The following is a 23,058-nucleotide window of genomic DNA, read 5'->3' as shown; positions in this document are numbered from 1 at the left end:
CGGCGCCAGCGGCTTCGTCACGTTCTACTCGGACGTGTGACCCAGGTCCGGCCGATAGCGGGCCAACAGCTCACGCACGGTGTCCATGGCGGCGACGGCACGGTCCTTGTCGACGGCCTGGATCGCCATCACCGGGACGTACTCGTCGTCGAATAAGTCGACGCGCGCCCAGCGGCTGCCAACCGGAAAGGACACCCCGACCGTGTCCGACCACGGGATAAGCCTGTCCCCCAACAGGTTACGTACCGAAAGACCCGGCGGGCCGACCCGCAGCCGCGGCCGTGCCAGCAACAGCACGGCCCCGGCGATGACCACACCGAGCAGGCCCAGCGCGACCTGGTCGGCGGTCTGGAAGATCACTCCGGTGGACTGCTGCTTGAGCAGCGCGCCCGCCACGATGTGCACCGCCGCGATCAAAAATGCTGCGCCGTAGGCGAACAGCGGCGTCAGATGGGGGCGCAGTTCAACGTCCCAAACGTCCCGTTGTGCCACCGACGTCACGACCGAGCGCGCAGGTCACGCAGGGTCAGCGCGGCGGTCAGGCCGGCCGCGGTCGCCTGGGCCCCCTTGTCTTCGACCGACTCCGGAAGGCCGGCGCGGGCCAGCGCCTGCTCCTCGGTGTTGCAGGTGAGGACCCCGTTGGCGATCGGCGTGGAGGCGTCCAGCGCAAGCCGGGTCAGGCCTTGGGTCACGGAATCGCAAACATAGTCGAAATGTGGTGTCTCACCCCGAATTACCACCCCAAGCGCGACGACGACATCGTGGTTGCGGGCGAGTTCCTGTGCCACCACCGGGATCTCGATCGCGCCGAGGACACGAACCACGGTCGGGGCGTCGATGCCCGACTCCGAGGCCGCCTTGCAGGCGCCGGCCAGCAGAGCGTCGCAGATCTGGGTGTGCCAGGTGCTCGCGACGATGGCAAGCCTCAGACCGGAGGCGTCCAGCGCCGGAATGTCCGGCACACCGGCACCACCGCTCATTTACCGCTCACAGAGCACCGCCGAATTCGCCCGGCAAATAAACAGATTCGTGGAAGTCATCCAGCCCGACCAGATCGTGGCCCATCCTGTCGCGCTTGGTCATCAGGTAGCGGATGTTCTCGGCGTTGGCCCGCACCGGCAGCGGCACCCGCTCGAGGATGTGCAGTCCGTAGCCGTCCAACCCGACCCGCTTGGCCGGGTTGTTGGTCAGCAGCCGCATCGAACGCACCCCGAGGTCGACGAGGATCTGCGCGCCGATCCCGTAATCCCTTGCGTCGGCGGGCAATCCAAGCTTGAGGTTGGCATCCACCGTGTCGGCGCCGGCGTCCTGCAGCTGATAGGCCTGCAGCTTGTGCAGCAGCCCGATGCCGCGGCCCTCGTGGCCGCGCATGTACAGCACCACGCCGCGGCCCTCACGCGCGACCATCGCCATCGCGGCATCCAGCTGTGGACCGCAGTCGCAACGCCGCGAACCGAACACGTCACCGGTCAGGCATTCGGAGTGCACCCGGACCAACACATCGTCGCCCTCGGCGTCCGGCCCGGCGATGTCGCCGCGAACCAGTGCCACGTGTTCGACTTCGTCGTAGATGCTGGTGTAACCGATGGCGCGGAATTCGCCGTGCCGCGTCGGGATCCGGGCCTCGGCGATCCGCTCGATGTGCTTCTCGTGCTTGCGCCGCCATTCGATGATGTCGGCGATCGTGATCAGCGCCAGACCGTGCTCGTCGGCGAAGACCCGCAACTCGTCGGTCTGGGCCATCGACCCCTCGTCCTTCTGGCTGACGATCTCACAGATCGCCCCGGCGGGTTGCAGGCCCGCCATCCGGGCCAGGTCGACGGCGGCCTCGGTGTGGCCGGGCCGGCGCAACACGCCACCGTCCTTGGCGCGCAACGGAACCACATGCCCGGGGCGGGTGAAATCGTCGGCGACGGTGGTGGGATCGGCCAACAGGCGCATGGTGGTGGCGCGGTCGGACGCGGAAATGCCCGTCCCGACACCTTGTCTTGCGTCGACGGTCACGGTGTAGGCGGTGCCGTGCTTGTCCTGGTTGACCGCATACATCGGCAACAGGCCCAACCGGTCGCAGATCGCGCCGTCCAGCGGCACACACAAGTATCCCGAGGTGTAGCGGACCATGAAGGCCACCATCTCCGGCGTCGCCATTTCGGCGGCGAAGATGAGGTCACCCTCGTTTTCGCGTTCCTCGTCGTCGATGACGACGACGGCCTTGCCCGCCGCGATGTCGGCAACCGCCCGCTCGACGGAGTCCAACCTCGTCATCGTCGCTACCTTGCTCTCAGACCGGCTTCCACGAGAAGCGCGGGTGTGACATCCAGTATGAACCACCATGGCGCTGCGGTTATTGCCATGGCTTATTCGGGCTCGTTCACGCCCATTCAGCGGGATCCGCTAAATTCCAGCACGGCATAGGACGGATCGGTGCGGTCGCGGGTGGCGGGGCGCTGGGTCATCTCGGTGACCTCCCGGACTTCGTCGAAGTCGAACAGGGTCAGCCGCTTGTCGATGCGCCACTGGCCCTCCCGTCGCGACCACTCGTCGAGGTAGCGGCCCCAAACCCGGATCTGCATGACCTTGTCGTCCTGCGCCAACCGCGTCGCGGAATGGAAGTAGGTTTCGCTGCCCGCGCGGTCGCCGTCGAGGGTGATGATGCTGTTGCAGACCTGGTGCGAATGGTTGAGGGTCAGCAGGTGCGAGGCGCAGATGAAATCGATCACACCGCGTCCGTCGCCCTGGTAGAGCGCCTCGCCGTAGTCCGCCGTCGCGTCCTCGTGAAAGACCGAATGTCCCAGCGGGATGTCCAGCCGGTCCACCGCGCGGCAGTAGCGGTTGATCTGCTCGGTGATCGCCTGCTTGTCGAGCATCGCCCGCAGCTCGGCCGGATCGATCGCGATGTGCTGTTCAGTTTCGACCATGCGTCAATATAGCGCTTCGGGGCTGGTAGACGGCTTTTTCTAGCGCGTCGCCAGCAGCCGCTCAACATACTTGGCGATCACGTCGACCTCGAGGTTCACCTGCGTGCCCACCGGGGCGGTGCCCAGCGTGGTGAGCTCGCGAGTCGTCGGGATCAACGACACCTCGAACCAGTCCCGCGGCTCGGCGCCCAGCCCGGAGACGGTCAACGAAATCCCGTCCACGGTGATCGACCCCTTCTCGACGACGTAGCGGGCCACCTCGGCGGGCACCTCGATCCGCACCACTTCCCAATGCTCGGACGGTGTGCGGGCCACCACCTCGCCGGTCCCGTCCACATGTCCCTGCACGATGTGCCCGCCGAGCCGGCTATTGATCGCCGCGGCCCGCTCCAGGTTCACCGGGCTGCCCACCCGCAGCCCGCCCAGGTTGGATCGGCTGAGGGTCTCACCCATCACGTCGGCGCTGAACTGACCGTCGGGCAGCACCTCCACCACCGTCAGGCAGACACCGTTGACCGCGATCGAATCACCGTGGCCGGCGTCGCCGGTGACGACGGGCCCGCGAATGATCAGACGTGCGGCGTCCGCGAGCGGTTCCCGGCCCGTGACCTCCCCGAGTTCCTCGACAATTCCGGTGAACATTGCACCAGGTTAATGACCGTTGCGGGGCCCGGGCACCCCGGGAGCGGCCCGTCGCTTCACCGGCCTGCTCACGTCCACCCTCTACGATGCAGACTATGCAGACCCGCCGCCGATTATTTGTCGTCCTCGCCGCCGTGAGCGTCGCCGCAGCCCTGATCACGGGATCGGCGGGATGCTCGAAGGGCTCCAGCCAGAGCGGGGCGCCGCTCCCCGACGCGACGACATTGGTCAAGCAGTCCACCGACGTCACCAAAAATCTCAAGAGCGCGCATCTGGTCCTGACGGTGATCGGCAAGATTCCGGGGCTGCCCATCAAGACGCTCACCGGCGACCTCACCACCGCCCCGGCCACCGCTGCGTCCGGCGATGCGCAACTGATGGTCGCGGGTTCCGAGGTCGACGCGAACTTCGTCGTCCTGGACGGCGAGCTCTACGCCACCCTGACCCCGAATAAGTGGAGCGATTTCGGCAAGGCCGCCGACATTTACGACGTCTCGACGATCCTGAACCCGGACAACGGCCTTGCCAACGTGCTGGCGAACTTCCAGAACCCCAAGGCCGAAGGCCGCGAGACCATCAACGGGCAGAGCACCATCCGCATCAGCGGCACCGTCCCCTCCGCCGCGGTGAACAAGATCGCCTCGCAGCTCAGCGCGGGCAACTCGACACCGGCCACGGTGTGGATCCAGGAATCCGGCGACCATCAGCTGGTGCAGTCCAAGTTGGACAAGAGTTCGGGCAATTCCGTCCAGATGACCTTGTCGAACTGGAACCAGCCGGTGCAGGTCACCAAGCCCCCGGTGAGCTGATGAGCACGCAGACCGGACGCCGGGTCGCGATCACCGCGGGCAGCCTCGCGGTTCTGTTGGGGGCGCTGGACGCCTACGTGGTGATCACCATCATCCGCGACATCATGACCGATGTCGGCATCCCGGTGAACAAGCTGCAGCGGATCACCTGGATCATCACGATGTACCTGCTGGGGTACATCGCCGCAATGCCGTTGCTGGGGCGCGCCTCCGACCGGTTTGGCCGCAAGCTGGTGCTGCAACTGAGCTTGGCCCTGTTCATGCTCGGCTCCGTGGTCACCGCGTTGTCGGTGCAGATCGGCCAGTGGGGCCTGCTCGGTGACGACCCCAACGCGGCCTTCCAAGTGCTGATCGCCGGCCGCACCATCCAGGGCGTGGCCAGCGGCGCCCTGCTACCGGTCACGCTGGCGCTGGGCGCGGATCTCTGGGCGCAGCGCAACCGCGCCGGCGTGCTCGGCGGCATCGGCGCGGCGCAGGAGCTGGGCATGGTGCTCGGCCCGCTGTACGGCATCTTCATCGTCTGGCTGCTACACGACTGGCGCGACGTGTTCTGGATCAACGTCCCGCTGACGCTGATCGCCATGGCGATGATCCAGTTCAGCCTGCCGGGGCACGATCGCAGCGCCAATCCGGAGCGCATCGACCTGGTCGGCGGCGTGCTGCTGGCGATCGCCCTGGGCCTCGCGGTGGTGGGGCTGTACAACCCCAATCCCGACGGCAAGGTGGTGCTGCCGAGCTACGGGCCGCCACTGGTCATCGGCGCGGTCGTCGCCGGAGTGGCGTTCCTGTGCTGGGAGCGGTTCTCGCGCACCCGCCTGATCAATCCGGCCGGGGTGCATTTCGTGCCGTTCCTGGCCGCACTGGCGACGTCGGTGTGCGCGGGCGCGGCGTTGATGGTGACGCTGGTCAACGTCGAACTGTTCGGCCAGGGTGTGCTGTCGATGGACCAAACCGCGGCGGCCGGGCTGCTGCTGTGGTTCCTGATCGCCCTGCCGATCGGCGCCGTGGCGGGCGGGTGGATCGCCACCCGCGTCGGGGACCGCGCGGTGACCTTCGTCGGGCTGCTCATCGCGGCCTACGGCTACTGGCTGATTCACTACTGGCGGGCGGATCTCATCGACCGCAAGCACAACATTCTCGGGCTGTTCAGCGTCCCGGTCCTGCACGCGGACCTGCTGGTGGCCGGTGTCGGGCTCGGCCTGGTGATCGGCCCGCTCTCGTCGGCCGCCCTGCGGGTGGTGCCCAGCGCGCAGCACGGGATCGCCTCGGCGGCGGTGGTGGTGGCCCGCAATACCGGGATGTTGATCGGGGTGGCCGCGCTCAGCGCCTGGGGCTTCTACCAGTTCAACAACATCCTGGCGAGGAAGTCGGCGGAAATCCCGGCCAACGCGAGCCTGTTGGAGCGTCTGCTCATCCAGAAGGACCTGTACCTGAAGGCATTCGAGGAGATGTACGGCGGCATCTTCGAGGTCACCGTGTTCATCTGCATCGTCGGCGCCCTGCTGGGCCTGTTGCTCGGCAGCCGAAAGCGCCGCGCGATCGAGCCGGGCGAACCGGAAGTCCCCGAACAATCGGCCGTGACCGACCCAGCCACGGCGTGACGCGCTAACGCGCCACCAGGCTGAGCAGCAGATCCGGGCCGACGCGTTCGACACCGTCGAATTGCCAGCGCAAGGCGTGCGTGATGTTGGACACCCCGACGTCGTCGACGGCGGCGACCGGCCCACCCAACAGGATCGGCGCGACGTAGGCCAGGATCCGGTTGATCGCCCCGGCCCGCAGGAAGGCGCCGGCCAGGGTGGGGCCGCCCTCGATGAGCACATCGGTGCGATCCGACAGCGCCTTGATGACCTCCGCGGGATCGTGGGTGCGAATCACCATGGTGCGCGAATCGTCGTTGAGAACCTTTGCCTCGGAAGGTATTTCACGCATGCCCACCACCACGCGCAGCGGTTGCTTGTCGGCCAGTGAACCGTCGGGCAACCGGGCGGTCAGGGCAGGATCGTCGGCAAGCACGGTGCCGGTGCCGACCACGATGGCATCGGCGGCCGCGCGGCGGCGGTGCAGGTCCGCGCGGGCGGCCTCACTGGAGATCCACCGACTGGACCCGTCGGCCGCGGCGCTGCGGCCGTCGACGCTGCTGGCGTACTTCCACGTCACGTGCGGCAGCCCGGTCCGCTGCTTGTGCAACCACTCCCGCAGCGGTCCGGCGGCGACCTGGTCGGCCAGCACGCCCGGCCGCACCTGGACGCCGGCCGCCTGCAGTCGCCCGGCGCCGCCGCCGGCGATCCCGTTGGGATCGGTGACGGCGTAGACGACCGTGCCCACCCGGGCTTCGATCAGGGCGTTCACGCACGGCGGGGTCTTGCCGTAGTGGTTGCACGGCTCCAGGGTGACGACGGCGATGCCGCCGGCCGCCAGACCGCCGGCCCGGCGCAGGGCGATGACCTCGGCGTGGTCACCGCCGGCGGGCTGGGTCGCGCCGACGCCGACAATGCGGCCTTCGGGGTCCACGATGACGGCCCCGACCGGCGGGTTTGGATAGGTGTTGCCCTTGACCTGGTAGGAGTGCTGGATGGCGAGGGCCATCGCCTCTTCGATGCTTTTGACTTGTTCCACGGCCATGGGCTCAGGTGCGCCCAAGGTGCGCTGACGCCGTGGCCGCCTGCCTACGGAGCGCCGCCACCGCGGCCTCCGGATCGTCGGCGCCGTAGACCGCCGATCCCGCCACGAAGCAGTCGACGCCGGCCTCGGCGGCCTGCTCGATCGTGTCCGCGTTGATGCCGCCGTCGATCTCGACCAGGATGGTCAGCTCCCCCGAGTCGACCAGCTTGCGGACCGTCCGCACCTTGCCCAGCACGTCGGGGATGAAGCTCTGGCCCCCGAAACCGGGCTCCACCGACATGACGAGGAAGGTGTCGAAGTGCGGCAGGATCTCCAGGTAAGGATCCAACGGCGTCTTCGGCTTGATGCTGATCCCGGCCTTGGCTCCGGCGGCGCGGATGTCGCGGGCCACCGCGATCGGGTTGTCGGTGGCCTCGGCGTGGAAGGTGACGTTGTAGGCGCCCGCTTCGGCGTACGGAGGTGCCCAGCGGTCCGGGTCCTCGATCATCAAATGGCAATCCATCGGGATGTCGGTGTGGGTGAGCAGGCTTTCCACCACGGGCAGCCCGATCGTCAGGTTCGGCACGAAGTGGCCGTCCATCACGTCGACGTGCAACCAGTCGGCGCCGGTGACGGCGGCGGCTTCGTCGGCGAGGCGGGCGAAATCGGCGGCCAGGATCGACGGTGCGATGAGCGGTCCGGGCATGTTGGCCAGACTACTGGCGGCGCAGGGCCGCAGCGAACATCGCGTCGGTGCCGTGTCGGTGCGGCCAGAGCTGGACGGCGGGGCCGTCGCCGAGGCCCTCGCGGATGGGCTCGAACAGCGGCCGGGTGTCCAACGCGCACACCGGATGCCGGCGCAGCGCGTCGGCGACCACCCCCGAGGTCTCGGCCAGGTGCGGCGAGCAGGTCGCGTACAGCACCACGCCGCCGGGCCGCGTCAGGGCGATCGCCGCGGCCAGCAGCTCCCGTTGCAGCTTGGCCAGCGCCGGCACGTCGGCCGGCTGCCGCCGCCAGCGCGCCTCGGGACGTCGCCGCAGGGCGCCCAGCCCGGTGCAGGGCACGTCGACGAGCACCCGGTCGAAGCCGGGCTCCAGGCCGGTCTCGCGCCCGTCGGCCCGCAGCAGCTGCACCGGGAGCCCGGAAGTGTTCTGCGCCACCAGCTCCGCGCGACGCGGTGCGGGCTCCACGGCCGTGACCCGGGCCCCGCAGTCGACGCCCATCGCGGCCAGCAGCGCCGTCTTGCCGCCCGGCCCCGCGCACAGGTCCAGCCAGCGCCCGGTGTCGCCGTCCACCGGTGCCAGGGTCAGCGCCCGGGCCACCAATTGACTGCCCTCGTCCTGCACCAGGGCCCGCCCGTCGCGGACCGGGTCCAGTTGTCCGGGGTCGCCCCCGGCCAAGTACACGGCGTACGGCGAGTAGCGGCCGACGGTGCCGTGCACCGTGTCGGCCAGTTCGGCGGCGGACAGCACGCCCGGGCGGGCCGCCAGATGCACCTGTGGCCGTTCGTCGTCGGTTGTCAGCAGCGCGTCGAGTTCTCCCGCCGCCGCGCCCAGCGCGTCGGCAAAGGCCTGAGCGATCCAGCGCGGGTGGGCGTGCACGAACGCGGCGTGCCCGATCGGGTCGGCCGACGCATCCGGGGCCAGCTCGTCGACCCAGGACTTTTCGTCGCGTCCCGCGATGGTGCGCAACACGCCGTTGACGAAACCCGCTCGCGCCGAGTCGAATTCGATTCCGGCCTGGTCGACGGTGGTTGCCACCGCCGCGTGTGCGCCGACCCGGGTGCGCAGCAGTTGGTAGGCGCCGAGCCGCAGCAGGTCGAGCAGCACCGGATCGATGGCCTCCGGTGAGCGTCCGGCGGCCGCGCCGATGACCGCGTCGAGCAGTCCCAGGGTGCGGCAGGTGCCGTAGGTCAACTCGGTGGCGAACGCGGCGTCGCGCCCGCTGATGCCGCGTCGCCGCAGCACCGCCGGCAGCGCCAGGTTGGCGTATGCCTCGCGTTCGCTGACCGCCCGCAGCACCTCGAACGCGGCGGCGCGCGCGGGGTCTAAGGGCTTGCGGCCCGGACCTTTTCGTCCTTGCCGCCGGTTTTGCGGCCGCGTCATGACGCGCGTGCCGCGGCGTCGAGCCGGGCGCCGCGAGCCCAGTCGGCGGCATCCATCAGCTTTTTGCCGGGCGGCTGGATCTGGCCCAGCCGCACCGGATCCGAGCCGGTGCCGATCCACACGCTCTTGCGGTCGACGTGAATAGCGCCGGGCGGCAACGGCTTTGGCGCTTGGTCGAGGTGCACCGGCGCCAGTTTGATCCGCAGGTCCGCGATCTCGGTCCAGGCGCCCGGATTAGGCGTGACCGCGCGGATCCGACGCTCGACGACCGGGGCCGGCAGATCCCACCGCACCCGGGCCTGCTCGACGGTGATCTTCGGTGCCAGGCTGACACCCTCGGTCGGCTGCGGGCGCGGCGTCAGGGTCCCGTCGGCAATGCCGTCCAGGGTGGTCGACAACAGTTCGGCACCCGAAAGGGACAGCCGCTCAAGCAGATCCGCGGCGGTGTCGGTGGGCCGAATCGTCTCGGTGACCACGCCGTAGACCGGCCCGGAGTCCAGGCTCGGCTCGATCCGGAATGTCGTGGCCCCGGTGATGGTGTCCCCCGCGGCGATGGCTGCCTGCACCGGCGCCGCGCCGCGCCATGCGGGCAGCAGTGAGAAGTGCAAGTTGATCCAGCCGTGGGCGGGCACCGCGAGCAGACCGTCGCCGAGCAGCGCCCCGTAGGCCACCACCGCGCAACACTCGGGTGCCAGCTCCGCGAGTTCGGCGACGAACTCCGGCGAGTTCGGCCGCGCCGGCCGCAACACCGGAATGCCGCGGTCCAGCGCCTCGCGGGCCACCGGCGATGGCGCCGGCTTACCGCGCCGGCCCGAGGCCGCGTCGGGCCGGGTCAGCACCGCCACCACGTCATGCCGGGGCGACTCGATGAGGCGACGCATCGCGGGCAGCGCGGGTTCGGGGGTGCCGGCGAAGACGAGGCGCACCGGACCAGTCTAGAAAGGGCGGCGCCGGCCCGACGAAGTAGTGGACAGTTGCTACCTTTCGGCGTAATGGGTCTGGGGCGACCACCCTTGCCTATGTGCCGCCCTAGATTTCGATGTCGAGGTTGGCGTCGGGCTCACCGCCGGCGGCGGCGAACGCCGTCAGCGCCCGCACCAGACCGAGACGGTCGGCGGGCGGCATCTTTTCCACGATGCCGGCGATCTCGGCTCGCCGATGCTCGGTGACGCGCCGGACGACCTCTCGTCCACGCTTGGTCAGCGCCGCGAGCAGTTCGCGCCGGGAGGTGGGGTGCGGCAGCCGGTCGATCAGCCCGGCGGAGACCAGTCGGTCGACCATCCGGCCGGTGGCCGAGGGTTGCACACCCAGCAGGCTGGCCAGCGTGGCCAAGTTGATCGAGCCTCGGTTCGACAGGATCACCAGGGTGCGGAATTGCGGAATGGTGATGGAGTCGTCCACCTGTGCGATCGAGCGAGCCGATATCGCCACCAGCAATCGCGACGCCGTCAGCAACGCGTCGGTGATCACGTCCAGCGATTCGCCTGTCGCCGACGCGTTCTCGGTTGCCATCGTCCCCCTTTCCAGGCCCTTGGGCCCTGAACACCGGCCTGCGGCCAAAACACGAAAAGTCTAGCAACCTTCGAGTATGGCAGATACAGACTGTTTCAGTTAGCCACTGTTTCCTACACACACCGCAGGTTCCGTCCGGCGAGCCGGCGACCCGCCGCAGCGATCCGGTTGCGGATCAACGTGTTTCGTCACCACGCGATATCGCATGCTGCGGCGCTAAATGTACCGCCACCGCACAAGTTCGCGCCTCCGGCGGCCCGAAACACGGTGCGGGCGAGGCGCCTCCGCAACCGATGCAACCGTCCTCGGTGCCTCGCGCTCTTCGTCGGTGGCGACCTGCGCACACAGGAGATAGCCAGCAAGGTTTAAGACGGATTTAATATTGCATAGATATATTGTTGCTTATGCGTATTATAGCCGCTGGCATTATTCCGGGAGCCTAAAAGCGACTTCGGCACGCAACGACGACGACGTCGATCCACCCCTCGAATTCCGTTTGTACAGGAGGTCTTATGACCATCGACATGCCCATCGAGCAGGACCTGACGCTTGCGGCCACCCATCGTGCGGTGTGGGCCCTGGGCGACTACGCACTCATGGCCGAGGAAGTGATGGCGCCACTCGGCCCGACCCTGGTGGCCGCGACCGGCATGGGCGTGGGCCATCGCGTGCTCGACGTCGCTGCCGGATCGGGCAACATCTCGCTTCCCGCGGCCAGGACCGGTGCCACGGTCATCTCCACCGACCTGACACCCGAGCTGCTGCACCGGTCCAGGGCACGGGCCGCGGAACTGGGCCTGACGCTGGAGTGGCGGGAGGCCAACGCCCACGCCCTACCGTTCCCCGACGGCCAGTTCGACGTCGTCATGTCGGCGATCGGCGTGATGTTTGCGCCGGATCAACAGCGCGCGGCCGACGAGATGATCCGCGTCTGCCGCAGCGGCGGCACGATCGCGGTGATCAGTTGGACGCCCGATGGGTTCTTCGGCCGAATGTTGGCCGCAATCCGGCCGTATCGGTCAACGCTGACCGCGGCCGTACCACCGGCGGCGCTATGGGGCCGTGAGGACTACGCTGTCGGGCTGCTCAAAGATCGCGTCACCAACATCGGCACGCGACGCGAGGTGTTGTTGGTGGATCGGTTCCAGACAGCTCAGGACGTTCATTACTACTTCAAGAGTCACTACGGGCCGACGATCGAGGCTTTCGCCACCATCGGCAACAACGCCGTGCTGGCCGCCGCGCTGGACGCGCAGCTCATCGAGCTCGCGCACGAATACCTGGTGGACGGCGTCATGGCGTGGGAGTACCTGCTGCTGACCGCTGAAAAGAAGTGAGCGACAAGAGCGCCTCGCCATTTACTGGTCGACTGTTTTGAGTCCGCGTTGGTATTGCGTTGGGGCGATATGTTCCCTGGCGCAACGCATTTGACCAATCGGCGTCGCGCGCACATCGACTTTCGGCGAAAGTAGAGACCGCCCGCCGGCGGCTCCGTCGAGCACAACGGAACGGGCGGCATCGCCGGCATATTCGGCACGCCGGGCAGCAACAGCATTCTTTAGCGTCGCCTCGCGCACTACCCGACGTGCAGCGGGTCGATCTGGACCCGCGCCGGGTCGCGGGTTTGCCTGGCGCTGAGCACTCCCACGCCGCGGCGCAGCGCCGCCGCCAGGGCCAGTCCGTGCTCGCGCCGGACCCGCACCAGCATCCTGATGACCGGCGCGCCGGCGGGGGTGCCCGCCGGGCGGCGAACGCCCGCCGGCAGGTCCACCGGGCCAAGCAGGTCCGCCTGCTCGGGCAAGCGGGCCTCCTCCAGCAGCGCGTGCACCGCCTCGGTCGTGCCGTCGATGGCCGCCATGTGCACGCTGGGCGGCAGCCCAACCTCGGTGCGGGCCAACAGGTCAGCCTCCGCGTGGCCGACCGGATCCCACCGGATCAGCGACTGCACCGTCGGGATGGACGCATCGGCGACGATCGTCACCACGCCGCCCTCGCCGCGCGGCCGCACCAGCGCGGCCGCCGACATCCAGCGCCACAGTGCGTCCTCCGCGGCGCGCAGGTCCTGCCGGCCCAGCAGCGCCCAGGTGTCCAGCAGCAGCGCCGCGCCGTACCCGCCGTCGGCGCGCGGCTCGGCCCCCGGGGTGGCGACGACCAGCGCCGGCTTGGCGTCGACTTCCGCGACGATGGCATCGCCCGCCGAGGTGATCACGGGCGTGCCGGCGAAGGCCCGGCCGAGCTCCTCGGCGGTGCGCCCGGCACCAACCACCACGGCGCGCACCGCCTCCGAACCGCAACGCGCACACCGCAGCACCGGTTCGGCGCGACCGCACCAGCGACACGCGGCGCCCGGTCCACGCTCCTGCAGCGCCAGGGGACCGGTGCAGTGCCGGCACCGCGCGATGGTCCGACAACGGGCGCACGCCAACGACGGCACGTACCCGCGCCGCGGCACCTGCACCAGCACCGGCGCACCGGCCTCGAGCGCCGAGCGGGCGGCGCGCAACGCGATCGACGGCAGGCGCGCGGTGCGGGCCGCCGGGTCGCGTTCCTCGGCGTATCCGCTGTCGTCCAGGGCCACCACCCGCGGGGTGCGGGCGCGCACCACCGGCCGCGCCGCGACCAGGTCGTGCGCCCAGCCGCTGCGCACCAGCGCGTGGGCTTCGGCGGTCCGGGAGTAGCCGCCGATCAGCGCGGCGCAGCGCGCCTGATGCGCGCGTAGCATCGCCACCTCGCGGGCGTGCGGGTAGGGGGACCGCGGCTCCACAAGGGTGTCATCGGAGTCGGCCCACACCATGACCAGGCCCAGATCGTTCAACGGAGCGAAAACCGCGCTGCGCGTGCCGATCACCAGTCTCGCGCCGCCGCGCAGCGCCGCCAGCCATCGCCGGTAGCGGGCCGCCGGCCCCAGGCCGGCCGAGAGCGCCACCACGCTGTGTTCGTCGACCCGGGTCGTGGCGGCCCGCCACAGCGTGTCCAGGTCGCGCTGGTCCGGCACGATGGCCAGGGCCGTGCGTCCGGCACGCAGCGTCTGCGCGGCGGCCTCGGCGAATCGGTCCGCCCACGGCTCCCCCGGCAGCGCCTGCCAGACGGCGCGGGCGGCGCGCGACTCGGCCAGGGCGGCCAGGAACTGTTCCCCGCGCCGGCCGTACACCGCCCAGCCCGACGGGTCGACCGGCGCGACGGACGGCGGGCCCGGCGCCGGCGTGGGTTCGCGCTCGACCCTGCCGTGGCGGGGCGGCACCGCCAGCCGCAACACGTCCGGGCGGGTGCCGGCGTAGCGGGCGGCCACCGCGTCGACCAGCCGGCGGATTTCGGCGGTGAGCACCGGCTCGGCCGACACCACCCGATCGAGCCAACCCAGCTTGCCAGTGTGATCGGTCTCGTTGCGGCGCTCCAGGATGAAGCCGTCGACGAGCCGTCCGTGGAACCGCACCCGCACCCGCACCCCCGGCTGGGCGTCGTCGGACTGCTCGGCGGACACCAGGTAGTCGAACTCGCGGTCCAGGTGCGGGATGGACAGCATTGGCAACACGCGGGCGATCGGCTCGACCTCGACGGGCGTACGCGCCTTCTGGGTCACGGGCGGCACCCGAATGTGTTGTCAGACAAGCTCGCTCGCGGTTTCCGTGTCCCCTCGACCGAAGAAGAAGCCGGCGGTGATGAGGATCTCGGCCGCGGCGTAGGACCACCAGATCGGCACCGCCAGCGCCTCACTGCCGAGGATGAATCGGCCGATGGCGATCATCGAATCCGACGCCGCGAAACACAACGCGCCCACCGCCGTCCACGGTGTCGGCAACCGCGCCAGCAATGCCGCGCAGACCATCGCGGTCAGCGCGACGATGTAGATCGTCACGGGCAGGGTCAGCTTTTCGGCGCCCAGGTGGGGCCAGAACCACACCAACAAGCCTGCGGCGGCAAGGCACATCGCGAGGACGGCACCGATCCGCGGCCGCGACGGCCGTGCGCCCCGCCCCAAGGGGAGCAGCGCACCCAAAAAACACAAGTGCGCCAACAGAAACGCGCCCAGCCCACCGACGAATGACTGGGGCCACCACGGGATCGCCAACAGCCAGTCGCCGACGGCCGAGAGCAGCAGGGCGGGCATGAGCCACCGCCGCTCGCGGACTATCGGGTGGGCAACGGCGGCGATGGTCAACAGCACCGCCATCGACGCCTTGAACGGCGGCTGCAGAATCCAGTGCCCGGTCAACGGCGTTCCCGGCGGGGAGCGCAACGCGATCACGGTGAGGTAGACGCCGTAGGCGAGGGCCGCCCAGCCCGCGACTACCCAGGCGCCGGCGACCAGGCGGGATGCGTACGGTACCTGCATGCCCAGTTTGGACAACACCGCCGACGAAAAGCCCACGATCGACCCCATTCTGCTGAAGGTACTGGATGCGGTTCCGTTCCGGCTATCCACCGACGACGGAATCGACGCAGCCAGGCAACGATTGCGGGATCTGCCGCGCCGGCCGCTGCATCCCGAAGTGCGGGTGGAAGACCGCGATATCAATGGCCCGGCGGGCCCCATCGGGATCCGGATCTATTGGCCGGCAACGTATTCCGATAGCTCGCTGCAGCCCGTGGTGGTGTTCTTCCACGGCGGTGGATTCGTAATGGGCGACCTCGACACCCACGACGGCACCTGCCGCCAACACGCCGTCGGCGCCGACGCCGTCGTGGTGTCGGTCGACTACCGGCTGGCCCCCGAGCACCCCTACCCCGCCGCCATCGAAGATGCTTGGGCCGCAACGCTATGGGTCGCCGAATACGCGGTCGAGATCGGCGCGGACAGCACCAAGTTGGCCGTCGCCGGGGATTCGGCGGGCGGGAACATCGCCGCGGTGATCGCGCAACGGGCCCGCGATAACGGTGGGCCGCCGATCGCCTTTCAGCTGTTGTGGTATCCCGCCACGCTGTGGGATTCGTCGCTGCCGTCGTTCACCGAGAACGCCGACGCGGCCATCCTCGGCGCCAAGGCCGTCGCCGAGTTCTCCCGTTGGTATGCGGGCGAAATCGACATGTCCGACCCGCCGCCGGGGATGGCGCCGGGGCGCGCGCGCAACCTGGCCGGCCTGCCGCCGGCCTACATCGGTGTCGCCGGCCACGACCCGCTGCGCGATGACGGCATCCGGTACGGCGAGCTGCTGGCCGACGCCGGGGTCACCGTCGCGGTGCACAACGCCGAGACGTTGGTGCACGGCTACCTCGGCTACGCCGGGGTGGTGCCCGCGGCCACCGCCGCGCTGGATCGCGGGCTGGCGGCGTTGCGGGCGGCGCTGTACGGGTAGAGCGGTGCTGCGTACGGTGGGTTCATGACGTCCTCGACGCAGCCCAGCACCCGGCCGGCGATCGATCCCACGCTCAAGGCGCTCCTGGACGCGTTCCCGCTGACCTTCACCGAGGCCGACGGCGTCGACGTGGCACGCGAGAAGCTGCGGCTGCTCAAGACGCCCGCGGAAATGCTGCCCGACCTGCGCATCGAGGAACACACCGTCGGATATGGCGACCTTACCGACATTCCGGTGCGCATCTATTGGCCCCCGATCGCCGAGCACGACAACCTGCCGGCGGTGGTCTTCTACCACGGCGGCGGCTGGTGCATCGGCGATCTGGACACCCACGACCCACTCGCCCGCGCGCACGCCATCGGCGCCGAGGCCATCGTGGTGTCGGTCGACTACCGGCTGGCGCCCGAGCATCCGTTCCCGGCCGGGATCGACGACAGCTGGGCCGCGTTGCGCTGGGTGGGCGAACACGCCGCCGAGTTGGGCGGCGACCCGGACCGCATCGGGGTCGCCGGCGACTCGGCGGGCGGCAACATCGCGGCGGTGATGGCCCAGCTGGCCCGTGACAGCGGCGGGCCGCCGCTGGTGTTCCAGCTGCTGTGGTATCCGTCGCTGACGGCCGACCTATCGCTGCCGTCCTACACCGAGAACGCCGACGCGCCCATGCTGGACCGCGACGTCATCGACGCGTTCGTGAGTTGGTATGCGCCGGAGCTGAATATCGACGACCCCAGGTCGCTGCCCGCCACGCTGGCGCCGACCAACGCCACCGACTTCTCCGGTCTGCCGCCCGCGTTCATCGGCACCGCCGAACACGACCCGGTGCGTGACGACGGCGCACGCTACGCCGAACTGTTGCGCGGCGCCGGCGTACCCGTGGAATTGAGTAACGAGTCGAGCATGACGCACGGCTACGCCAGCTTCGCGCTGGTGGTCCCGGCCGCCGCCGAGGCCACCGACCGCGGGTTGGCCGCGCTGAAGAAGGCGCTGCATCCTCGATGAGCGCCACCCCTGTCAGGCCCGACCACCACGTGCTGATCGTGGGCGCCGGCTTCTCCGGCATCGGCGCCGCCGTCCAGCTCGACCGGGCCGGCTTCACCGATTTCGTGGTGCTCGAAGCCGGCGACGGCGTGGGCGGCACCTGGCACTGGAACACGTATCCCGGTATTGCCGTGGATATTCCGTCATTTTCCTACCAGTTCTCGTTCGAGCAGAGTCGGCATTGGTCGCGAACCTACGCGCCGGGCCGCGAGCTGAAGGCCTACGCCGAACACTGCGTCGACAAGTACGGCATCCGTTCACGAATCCGGTTGCGCACCAAGGTAATCTCCACCGAATTCGACGAGGAAAACGGACTCTGGCGGGTGCAGACGGACCCGGGCGGGGAGGTCACCGCCCGGTTCGTGATCGGCGCCAGCGGTGTGCTGACCGTGCCGAACCTGCCCGACATCGACGGAGTGGACTCCTTCGCCGGCATCACCATGCACACCGCGCGGTGGGACCACGGCCAGGACCTGACCGGCAAGCGGGTCGCCATTATCGGCACCGGCGCGTCGGCCGTGCAGGTCATCCCCGAGATCGCGCCAATTGTGGAGCACCTCACGGTGTTTCAGCGCACCCCGATCTGGTGCTTCCCGAAGTTCGACGTCCCGCTGCCCGCCGCGGTCCGCTGGGCGATGCGGATTCCCGGCGGCAAGGTCCTGCAGCGGCTGCTCAGCCAGGCGTTCGTCGAGGTGACCTTTCCGATCGCGGCGCAATACTTCACGGTGTTCCCGCTCGCCAAACGAATGGGGTCGGCGGGCCGGGCCTATCTGCGGCAGCAGGTCAGCGATCCCGTGCTGCGCGACAAACTCACCCCGCGCTACGCGGTGGGCTGCAAGCGGCCCGGCTTCCACAACGGCTACCTGGCCACGTTCAACCGCGACAACGTGCGGCTGGTGACCGAGCCCATCGACAAGATCACGCCGTCGGCGGTGGCCACGACCGACGGCGAGAACCACGAAGTCGACGTGCTGATCCTGGCGACCGGCTTCAAGGTCATGGACACCGACAACGTCCCCACCTATGCCGTCACCGGGACCGGCGGCCGGTCGCTGAGCCGATTCTGGGACGAGCAGCGACTGCAGGCCTACGAGGGCGTCAGCGTTCCCGGTTTCCCGAACATGTTTACCGTGTTCGGCCCGTACGGCTACGTCGGCTCTTCGTATTTCGCGCTCATCGAGACGCAGACGCATCACATCGTGCGCTGCTTGAAGCGGGCGCGGCGCGACGGGGCGACCCGGGTCGAGGTGACCGAGGAGGCCAACGCCCGCTACTTCGCCGAGATGATGCGCAAGCGCCACCGGCAGATCTTCTGGCAGGACAGCTGCCGGCTGGCCAACAGCTACTACTTCGACAAGAACGGCGATGTGCCGCTGCGCCCCACCACCACGGTGGAGGCCTATTGGCGGAGTCGGCGTTTCGATCTGGACGACTATCGCTTCACCGGCTAGGTCGGCCAGTCGAATTCGCCTGGCCCGCCGTGCGTTTCGCCTTGCGAGTCAGCCGCGCGCCAGCGCGCCAACATCCGAGGACGAACCGAGGTAGCACCGCTGCAACCGGTCGATGTGGGCCTGCGCCTCTTCGATGTCTCGGCGCAGGGCGGCCGCCCCGACCGGCGTTTCACCCGCTTGGCCGTTGCCGGCCGTGGCGTCTTGGCGTTCGGCCGAGGACAGCTGGGCGGTCAATTCACGCAGCTTATTGTGCAGGGCACGAATAAGCTCGACAGCCTGCGCACGATTGCAGTCGTCCACCACGAGATCGTCGCATTTAACCGTGCGTTATGCCAACGTTTTCTTGCGCGTTGAATTTAAATCTACACGAATGTTGATGGATGGGTGTGCGGGCCGGATCGGTGACGCAGGCTTCCCGGTGCTGGTGCTTATCACGTTGGCCCGCAAAAGGATTCGCCGCGGACGATGAGTCTCTGTTAGGCTACGGTTCCCAATCACCAGCGAGGAGACGTCAGGTGGCGAAGGAGTTTTCGCGTATCGACGAGTCTCTGCGCGAGTTCATCGGCGAGCAGGCCGTGTTCTTCGTCGCCACCGCCCCTTCCGAAGGCGGGCGAATCAACCTCTCCCCCAAGGGATATAGCGATACGTTCGCCGTGATCGACGACCACACCGTGGCCTATCTCGACCTTTTCGGCAGTGGTGTCGAAACCATTGCGCACCTGCGCGACAACGGGCGGATCACCCTGATGTTCTGCTCGTTCACCCGCAACTCCCGGATCCTGCGGCTGTTCGGCACGGGCCGCGTCGTCCGCCCCGATGCTGCCGAATTCGGCAGCCTCAAAACGCATTTTGCGCGGCTGCATCCGGGCATCCGGGCCGCGGTCGTCGTCGACGTCGAGCGGATCGCCGACGCCTGCGGATTCGCGGTGCCCTACTACGAGCTGGTGGACGAACGACCCGTGCTGGACGCCTATCACCGCAAGCAGCCCGACGAGAAATACGTGCAGATGATCGCCCGCCGCAACCGGCGCAGCATCGACGGCCTCCCGGGACTCGAGCCCGACCACCCGCTGCCGCCCCGCTGACCCCCGCGGGGAACGGAGGTTGCTAGATCGCGCGCTTGAGGTCGTCGACCTTGTTCAGCTGCTCCCACGGCAGCTCGATGTCGGTGCGGCCGAAGTGCCCGTAGGCGGCGGTCTGCGCGTAGATCGGGCGCAGCAGGTCCAGGTCGCGCACGATCGCGCCGGGCCGCAGGTCGAACACCTCGGGCACGATCTTCTCGATCTTGACCGGGTCGACGATCGCGGTGCCGAAGGTCTCGATGAACAGGCCGACCGGCGCCGCCTTGCCGATCGCGTAGGCCACCTGTACCTCGACCCGCTCGGCCAGCCCGGCGGCCACGATGTTCTTGGCCACCCAGCGCATCGCGTACGCCGCCGACCGGTCCACCTTGGACGGGTCCTTGCCGGAGAACGCGCCGCCGCCGTGGCGGGCCCAGCCGCCGTAGGTGTCGACGATGATCTTGCGGCCGGTCAGGCCGGCGTCGCCCATCGGGCCGCCGACGACGAACTTGCCGGTGGGGTTGACCAGCACCCGCGTCGACGACGCGTCCAGCGTCTCGTGCGCCAGGTCCGCCAGCACGGTCTCGAGCACGTGCTTGCGAATGTCGGGGTCCAGCGTCTTATCCAGGTCGATGCCGTCGGCGTGCTGGGTGGAGACGACCACGGTGTCCAACCGGACCGGGACGTCGTCCTCGTATTCGATGGTGACCTGCGTCTTGCCGTCGGGGCGCAGGTAGGGCAGCGTCCCGTTCTTGCGCACCTCGGTCAGCCGCCGCGACAGCCGGTGCGCCAGCGCGATCGGCAGCGGCATCAGCTCGGGGGTGTCGTTGATCGCGTAGCCAAACATCAGGCCCTGGTCGCCGGCGCCCTGCGAGTCCAGCGGGTCCGCGGCGCCCTCGACGCGCGCCTCGTGGGCGGTGTCCACCCCCTGGGCGATGTCGGGCGACTGCGCGCCGATGCCGATGTTGACCCCGCACGATGCGCCGTCGAAGCCCTTGTCCGATGAGTCGTAGCCGATCTCGAGGATGCGCGCGCGCACGGTGTTGGTGATGTCGGCGAACGCCTCCTTCGCGGTCGTCGTCACCTCGCCGACCACGTGCACCTGCCCGGTGGTCACCAGCGTCTCGACCGCGACGCGTGAGCGGGGGTCCTGCGCCAGCAGCGCGTCGAGGACCGAGTCGCTGATCGCGTCACAGATCTTGTCGGGATGTCCCTCTGTCACCGACTCACTGGTAAACAGCCGACCGTTCTCGCTCACCCTGTCATCCTCTCGTGCTGCGTAAACTTAGATAATCGAATTATTTTAGACGCCTCGGGGCGAACCGGATCGACCGGGGCGCGTGCAACTCGTCCGAAGCGGCTATCCCGCGTCACCGTGCAGGAACGCGACGATTGCGTCCACAATACGACTTGCCATCAGCGTCTTGGAGCCGTGTTGCAATGCGGACTCGGTGCCGTCGGACGCCAGCAGCCAACCGTCGTTGCTGTCCACCTCGAACGCGCGGCCGTCACCCACCGCGTTGACGACCAACAGGTCACATCCCTTGCGGCGCAGCTTGGCGCGCGCGTGGAACAGCACGTCGCCGTTGGCGTCGCCGGTCTCGGCGGCGAAACCCACGATGGCCGCCAGGTTGGGCAGCTCTCCGTGGGCACGCGACCGCACCGCGCCGGCCAGCACGTCGTCGTTGCGGACCAACTCGATGGTCGGCGCATCGTCGCGACCATCCGGGCCCTTTTTGATCTTGGCGGCCGAAACCTGGGTGGGACGGAAGTCCGCGACCGCCGCGGCCATCACCAGCACGTCCGCGTCCGGGGCGTGCTTGGACACCGCGTTGCCCAATTGCTCGGCCGAACTGACGTGCACCACGTCGACGCCGGCCGGGTCGACGAGCCCGGCGGTGTGCCCGGCGATCAGCGTGACCTGCGCGCCGCGCTGGGCGGCGACGCGGGCGACCGCGTAGCCCTGCTTGCCCGAGCTGCGGTTGCCGATGAAACGCACCGGATCGATGGCCTCGCGGGTGCCGCCGGCGGTGACCAGCACCCTGCGGCCGGCCAGGTCATACGGCAGGGCGTCGTGGCGCTCCAGGAGCAGCTGGGCCAGCGTGGTGATCTCCTCGGCCTCGGGCAGCCGCCCCGGGCCGCTGTCGGCCCCGGTGAGCCGCCCAAAGGCCGGTTCCAGCACCACAGCACCCCGGCGGCGCAACGTGGCCACGTTGTCCACGGTGGCCGGGTGGAACCACATCTCGGTGTGCATGGCCGGCGCGAACATCACCGGACAGCGCGCCGTGAGCAGGGTTGCGGTCAGCAGATCGTCGGCGCGGCCGGCCACGGCCCGGGCCAGCGTGTCGGCGGTGGCCGGAGCGACCACGACCAGGTCGGCCTGCTGGCCGAGGCGGACATGCGGCACCTCGGGGACGTCGGAGAAGACGCCCGTGTGCACGGGCCGACCGGAAAGGGCTTCGAAGGTGGCGGCCCCGACGAAGCGCAATGCGGATTCGGTGGGGATGACCCGGACCTCGTGACCGGCCTCGGCGAGCTGGCGGACGACGGTGCACGCCTTGTAGGCGGCGATGCCCCCGGATACGCCGACGATCACCTTTTTCGAGACCCGCGGTGGGGTCCGCATCCGGTCCATCGGGCGGGCCTGTTATTCGCCCTCGGTGTGCTCGAGCAGGTCGGCGTGGATCTCGCGCAGCGCGATGGACAGCGGCTTTTCCTGCAGTCCGGGCTCGACCAGCGGGCCGACGTACTCGAGGATGCCCTCGCCGAGCTGGTTGTAGTAGTCGTTGATCTGCCGCGCCCGCTTGGCGGCGTAGATGACCAGGGCGTATTTGCTCGAAACGCGCTCCAGCAACTCGTCGATGGGCGGGTTGGTGATGCCCAGCGGGGTGTCGTAGGCGCCCGGTCCGCCGGCGGCCGGATCGAATTGATCCACGGCGGGGACGGCGGCCAGCGACGCGTCGGACTGCGAAATGCTCACGTGCAAGATCTCCTGGGCAGGTAGCGGGTGATTCAGGGACTGAAGAACTGGGTGCTTAGTGCTCCGTTACCAGCAAGGATACCAATTCTGCGCACGCAGACTCTAATCGCGTGTTCACGACGACCTCGTCGAAGTCCTGCTGGGCGGCCAGTTCGATGCGCGCGGTGTCCAGCCTGCGCTGCATTACCTGGGGTGACTCGGTGCCCCGTCCGATCAGCCGGGCTTCCAGGTCCGCCCAGCTCGGCGGCGCCAAGAAAACGGTCATGACCTCGGGCATCGCCTTCTTGATGGCCCGGGCCCCGGCCAGGTCGACCTCGATGAGCACCGGAAGACCGGCCGCGATCGCGGCCCGTACGGGCTCGGCCAGGGTGCCCGACCGCTGCAGCCCGCCGTGGATCTCCGCCCACTCCAGCAGCTCGCCCTGGTCGATCAGTTGCTGGAAGCGGTCGGGGCTGACGAAGTGATAGTCGACGCCGTCGACCTCTCCGGGCCGCGGCGCGCGCGTGGTGGCCGAGACGCTGAAGTGCAGGTTCGGAATGCGTTCCCGCAGGCATCGGACCACGCTGGACTTGCCGACGGCGGAGGGACCGGACAGTACGACGACACGCCCTCTGCCCGGTCCCCGGCCGGCACTCATAAGCGCC

At 69.0% G+C, this 23,058-nt stretch carries 24 protein-coding genes; 7 read left to right on the top strand and 17 right to left on the bottom strand.

Going from position 1 to position 23,058, the window contains the following annotated elements; all coding sequences use genetic code 11:
* Positions 1-24: 24 nt before the first annotated feature.
* The 5 genes from G6N66_RS10610 to G6N66_RS10590 all read right to left on the bottom strand — a co-directional run bounded on the left by G6N66_RS10610 (position 25) and on the right by G6N66_RS10590 (position 3,560).
* On the bottom strand, positions 25-492 hold the full coding sequence (locus tag G6N66_RS10610; protein ID WP_232079270.1) for a PH domain-containing protein: 468 nt from the start codon (positions 490-492) through the stop codon (positions 25-27).
* A gap of 5 nt (positions 493-497) precedes the next feature.
* Positions 498-980, bottom strand: coding sequence for a 6,7-dimethyl-8-ribityllumazine synthase (gene ribH / locus G6N66_RS10605; protein WP_085232561.1), 483 nt, complete (start codon positions 978-980; stop codon positions 498-500).
* A gap of 7 nt (positions 981-987) precedes the next feature.
* On the bottom strand, positions 988-2,265 hold the full coding sequence (locus G6N66_RS10600) for a bifunctional 3,4-dihydroxy-2-butanone-4-phosphate synthase/GTP cyclohydrolase II (RefSeq protein ID WP_085232560.1): 1,278 nt from the start codon (positions 2,263-2,265) through the stop codon (positions 988-990).
* A 116-nt stretch (positions 2,266-2,381) separates the two neighbouring features.
* Positions 2,382-2,918, bottom strand: a complete 537-nt coding sequence (locus G6N66_RS10595; RefSeq protein WP_085232559.1) for a nuclear transport factor 2 family protein — start codon at positions 2,916-2,918, stop codon at positions 2,382-2,384.
* 39 nt (positions 2,919-2,957) lie between these two features.
* The gene (locus G6N66_RS10590) at positions 2,958-3,560 is read right to left on the bottom strand and encodes a riboflavin synthase (RefSeq protein WP_085232558.1); all 603 of its coding nucleotides are present in this window, start codon (positions 3,558-3,560) and stop codon (positions 2,958-2,960) included.
* A gap of 86 nt (positions 3,561-3,646) precedes the next feature.
* On the opposite strand from G6N66_RS10590, the gene G6N66_RS10585 reads away from it, so the two are divergent.
* Positions 3,647-4,369 (top strand): LppX_LprAFG lipoprotein, encoded by a 723-nt coding sequence (locus G6N66_RS10585; protein ID WP_139825158.1) that lies wholly within the window; start codon positions 3,647-3,649, stop codon positions 4,367-4,369.
* Entirely contained in the window at positions 4,369-5,970 is a 1,602-nt protein-coding gene (locus G6N66_RS10580; RefSeq protein ID WP_085232556.1) for an MFS transporter, read from the top strand. Before G6N66_RS10585 ends, G6N66_RS10580 begins: the two co-directional genes overlap by 1 nt.
* Positions 5,971-5,974: 4 nt before the next feature.
* Here the strand turns inward: G6N66_RS10580 and ribD are convergent, their stop codons facing one another.
* From ribD to G6N66_RS10555, 5 genes are all read right to left on the bottom strand, one after another.
* The gene (ribD, locus tag G6N66_RS10575; protein WP_085232555.1) at positions 5,975-6,994 is read right to left on the bottom strand and encodes a bifunctional diaminohydroxyphosphoribosylaminopyrimidine deaminase/5-amino-6-(5-phosphoribosylamino)uracil reductase RibD; all 1,020 of its coding nucleotides are present in this window, start codon (positions 6,992-6,994) and stop codon (positions 5,975-5,977) included.
* 4 nt (positions 6,995-6,998) lie between these two features.
* The gene (rpe, locus tag G6N66_RS10570; protein ID WP_085232554.1) at positions 6,999-7,679 is read right to left on the bottom strand and encodes a ribulose-phosphate 3-epimerase; all 681 of its coding nucleotides are present in this window, start codon (positions 7,677-7,679) and stop codon (positions 6,999-7,001) included.
* Between the two features lie 10 nt (positions 7,680-7,689).
* Positions 7,690-9,078 (bottom strand): RsmB/NOP family class I SAM-dependent RNA methyltransferase, encoded by a 1,389-nt coding sequence (locus G6N66_RS10565; protein ID WP_085232553.1) that lies wholly within the window; start codon positions 9,076-9,078, stop codon positions 7,690-7,692.
* Positions 9,075-10,004 carry a methionyl-tRNA formyltransferase gene (gene fmt, locus G6N66_RS10560; RefSeq protein WP_085232552.1) on the bottom strand — a complete coding sequence of 310 codons (930 nt, stop codon included), beginning with the start codon at positions 10,002-10,004 and terminating at the stop codon, positions 9,075-9,077. Before fmt ends, G6N66_RS10565 begins: the two co-directional genes overlap by 4 nt.
* Before the next feature lie 103 nt (positions 10,005-10,107).
* Positions 10,108-10,590, bottom strand: coding sequence for a MarR family transcriptional regulator (locus tag G6N66_RS10555; RefSeq protein WP_085232551.1), 483 nt, complete (start codon positions 10,588-10,590; stop codon positions 10,108-10,110).
* 512 nt (positions 10,591-11,102) lie between these two features.
* Between G6N66_RS10555 and G6N66_RS10550 the strand changes: the two genes are divergently transcribed.
* On the top strand, positions 11,103-11,927 hold the full coding sequence (locus G6N66_RS10550; RefSeq protein WP_085232550.1) for a class I SAM-dependent methyltransferase: 825 nt from the start codon (positions 11,103-11,105) through the stop codon (positions 11,925-11,927).
* 239 nt (positions 11,928-12,166) lie between these two features.
* On the opposite strand, the gene G6N66_RS10545 is transcribed toward G6N66_RS10550, so the two are convergent.
* The gene (locus G6N66_RS10545) at positions 12,167-14,113 is read right to left on the bottom strand and encodes a primosomal protein N' (protein ID WP_085232593.1); all 1,947 of its coding nucleotides are present in this window, start codon (positions 14,111-14,113) and stop codon (positions 12,167-12,169) included.
* Positions 14,114-14,191: 78 nt separating this feature from the next.
* The gene (locus tag G6N66_RS10540; RefSeq protein ID WP_085232592.1) at positions 14,192-14,923 is read right to left on the bottom strand and encodes a lysoplasmalogenase; all 732 of its coding nucleotides are present in this window, start codon (positions 14,921-14,923) and stop codon (positions 14,192-14,194) included.
* Here G6N66_RS10540 and G6N66_RS10535 point away from each other — a divergent pair.
* Genes G6N66_RS10535 through G6N66_RS10525 form a run of 3 tightly spaced genes read left to right on the top strand, consistent with a single transcriptional unit; the run spans position 14,922 to position 18,373 of the window.
* On the top strand, positions 14,922-15,884 hold the full coding sequence (locus G6N66_RS10535; protein WP_085232549.1) for an alpha/beta hydrolase: 963 nt from the start codon (positions 14,922-14,924) through the stop codon (positions 15,882-15,884). The genes G6N66_RS10540 and G6N66_RS10535 overlap by 2 nt on opposite strands.
* Before the next feature lie 24 nt (positions 15,885-15,908).
* Positions 15,909-16,883, top strand: coding sequence for an alpha/beta hydrolase (locus G6N66_RS10530; RefSeq protein ID WP_085232548.1), 975 nt, complete (start codon positions 15,909-15,911; stop codon positions 16,881-16,883).
* The gene (locus tag G6N66_RS10525; RefSeq protein ID WP_085232547.1) at positions 16,880-18,373 is read left to right on the top strand and encodes a flavin-containing monooxygenase; all 1,494 of its coding nucleotides are present in this window, start codon (positions 16,880-16,882) and stop codon (positions 18,371-18,373) included. Before G6N66_RS10530 ends, G6N66_RS10525 begins: the two co-directional genes overlap by 4 nt.
* Before the next feature lie 48 nt (positions 18,374-18,421).
* On the opposite strand, the gene G6N66_RS10520 is transcribed toward G6N66_RS10525, so the two are convergent.
* Entirely contained in the window at positions 18,422-18,607 is a 186-nt protein-coding gene (locus tag G6N66_RS10520; protein ID WP_139825157.1) for a hypothetical protein, read from the bottom strand.
* Between the two features lie 281 nt (positions 18,608-18,888).
* On the opposite strand from G6N66_RS10520, the gene G6N66_RS10515 reads away from it, so the two are divergent.
* On the top strand, positions 18,889-19,458 hold the full coding sequence (locus G6N66_RS10515; RefSeq protein ID WP_085232545.1) for a pyridoxamine 5'-phosphate oxidase family protein: 570 nt from the start codon (positions 18,889-18,891) through the stop codon (positions 19,456-19,458).
* Between the two features lie 22 nt (positions 19,459-19,480).
* On the opposite strand, the gene metK is transcribed toward G6N66_RS10515, so the two are convergent.
* From metK to gmk, 4 genes are all read right to left on the bottom strand, one after another.
* Positions 19,481-20,692, bottom strand: a complete 1,212-nt coding sequence (gene metK, locus G6N66_RS10510) for a methionine adenosyltransferase (RefSeq protein WP_085232544.1) — start codon at positions 20,690-20,692, stop codon at positions 19,481-19,483.
* A 102-nt stretch (positions 20,693-20,794) separates the two neighbouring features.
* The gene (gene coaBC, locus G6N66_RS10505; protein WP_179968269.1) at positions 20,795-22,060 is read right to left on the bottom strand and encodes a bifunctional phosphopantothenoylcysteine decarboxylase/phosphopantothenate--cysteine ligase CoaBC; all 1,266 of its coding nucleotides are present in this window, start codon (positions 22,058-22,060) and stop codon (positions 20,795-20,797) included.
* Positions 22,061-22,081: 21 nt separating this feature from the next.
* Positions 22,082-22,414, bottom strand: coding sequence for a DNA-directed RNA polymerase subunit omega (gene rpoZ, locus G6N66_RS10500; RefSeq protein ID WP_085232542.1), 333 nt, complete (start codon positions 22,412-22,414; stop codon positions 22,082-22,084).
* 55 nt (positions 22,415-22,469) lie between these two features.
* A complete protein-coding gene (gmk, locus tag G6N66_RS10495) occupies positions 22,470-23,051 on the bottom strand; it encodes a guanylate kinase (protein ID WP_085232541.1) in 582 nt (193 codons plus the stop codon).
* Positions 23,052-23,058 lie beyond the last annotated feature (7 nt).

The sequence above is a fragment of the Mycobacterium conspicuum genome (assembly GCF_010730195.1).
Lineage (GTDB): Bacteria > Actinomycetota > Actinomycetes > Mycobacteriales > Mycobacteriaceae > Mycobacterium > Mycobacterium conspicuum.
The sequence above is the reverse complement of the archived record's forward strand: the minus strand, read 5'-3'. Positions and strand labels throughout refer to the sequence as shown.

Excerpts from the sequence above, each read along its gene's own strand:
- G6N66_RS10595 (WP_085232559.1), bottom strand. The coding sequence starts at position 2,918 with ATGGTCGAAACTGAACAGCACATCGCGATCGATCCGGCCGAGCTGCGG.
- G6N66_RS10545 (WP_085232593.1), bottom strand. The coding sequence starts at position 14,113 with ATGCTGTCCATCCCGCACCTGGACCGCGAGTTCGACTACCTGGTGTCC.
- G6N66_RS10550 (WP_085232550.1), top strand. The coding sequence starts at position 11,103 with ATGACCATCGACATGCCCATCGAGCAGGACCTGACGCTTGCGGCCACC.
- G6N66_RS10565 (WP_085232553.1), bottom strand. The coding sequence starts at position 9,078 with ATGACGCGGCCGCAAAACCGGCGGCAAGGACGAAAAGGTCCGGGCCGC.
- G6N66_RS10600 (WP_085232560.1), bottom strand. The coding sequence starts at position 2,265 with ATGACGAGGTTGGACTCCGTCGAGCGGGCGGTTGCCGACATCGCGGCG.
- G6N66_RS10525 (WP_085232547.1), top strand. The coding sequence starts at position 16,880 with ATGAGCGCCACCCCTGTCAGGCCCGACCACCACGTGCTGATCGTGGGC.
- G6N66_RS10540 (WP_085232592.1), bottom strand. The coding sequence starts at position 14,923 with ATGCAGGTACCGTACGCATCCCGCCTGGTCGCCGGCGCCTGGGTAGTC.
- G6N66_RS10580 (WP_085232556.1), top strand. The coding sequence starts at position 4,369 with ATGAGCACGCAGACCGGACGCCGGGTCGCGATCACCGCGGGCAGCCTC.
- G6N66_RS10535 (WP_085232549.1), top strand. The coding sequence starts at position 14,922 with ATGCCCAGTTTGGACAACACCGCCGACGAAAAGCCCACGATCGACCCC.
- G6N66_RS10530 (WP_085232548.1), top strand. The coding sequence starts at position 15,909 with ATGACGTCCTCGACGCAGCCCAGCACCCGGCCGGCGATCGATCCCACG.
- ribD (WP_085232555.1), bottom strand. The coding sequence starts at position 6,994 with ATGGCCGTGGAACAAGTCAAAAGCATCGAAGAGGCGATGGCCCTCGCC.
- ribH (WP_085232561.1), bottom strand. The coding sequence starts at position 980 with ATGAGCGGTGGTGCCGGTGTGCCGGACATTCCGGCGCTGGACGCCTCC.
- G6N66_RS10555 (WP_085232551.1), bottom strand. The coding sequence starts at position 10,590 with ATGGCAACCGAGAACGCGTCGGCGACAGGCGAATCGCTGGACGTGATC.
- coaBC (WP_179968269.1), bottom strand. The coding sequence starts at position 22,060 with ATGCGGACCCCACCGCGGGTCTCGAAAAAGGTGATCGTCGGCGTATCC.
- rpe (WP_085232554.1), bottom strand. The coding sequence starts at position 7,679 with ATGCCCGGACCGCTCATCGCACCGTCGATCCTGGCCGCCGATTTCGCC.
- G6N66_RS10590 (WP_085232558.1), bottom strand. The coding sequence starts at position 3,560 with ATGTTCACCGGAATTGTCGAGGAACTCGGGGAGGTCACGGGCCGGGAA.
- G6N66_RS10585 (WP_139825158.1), top strand. The coding sequence starts at position 3,647 with ATGCAGACTATGCAGACCCGCCGCCGATTATTTGTCGTCCTCGCCGCC.
- gmk (WP_085232541.1), bottom strand. The coding sequence starts at position 23,051 with ATGAGTGCCGGCCGGGGACCGGGCAGAGGGCGTGTCGTCGTACTGTCC.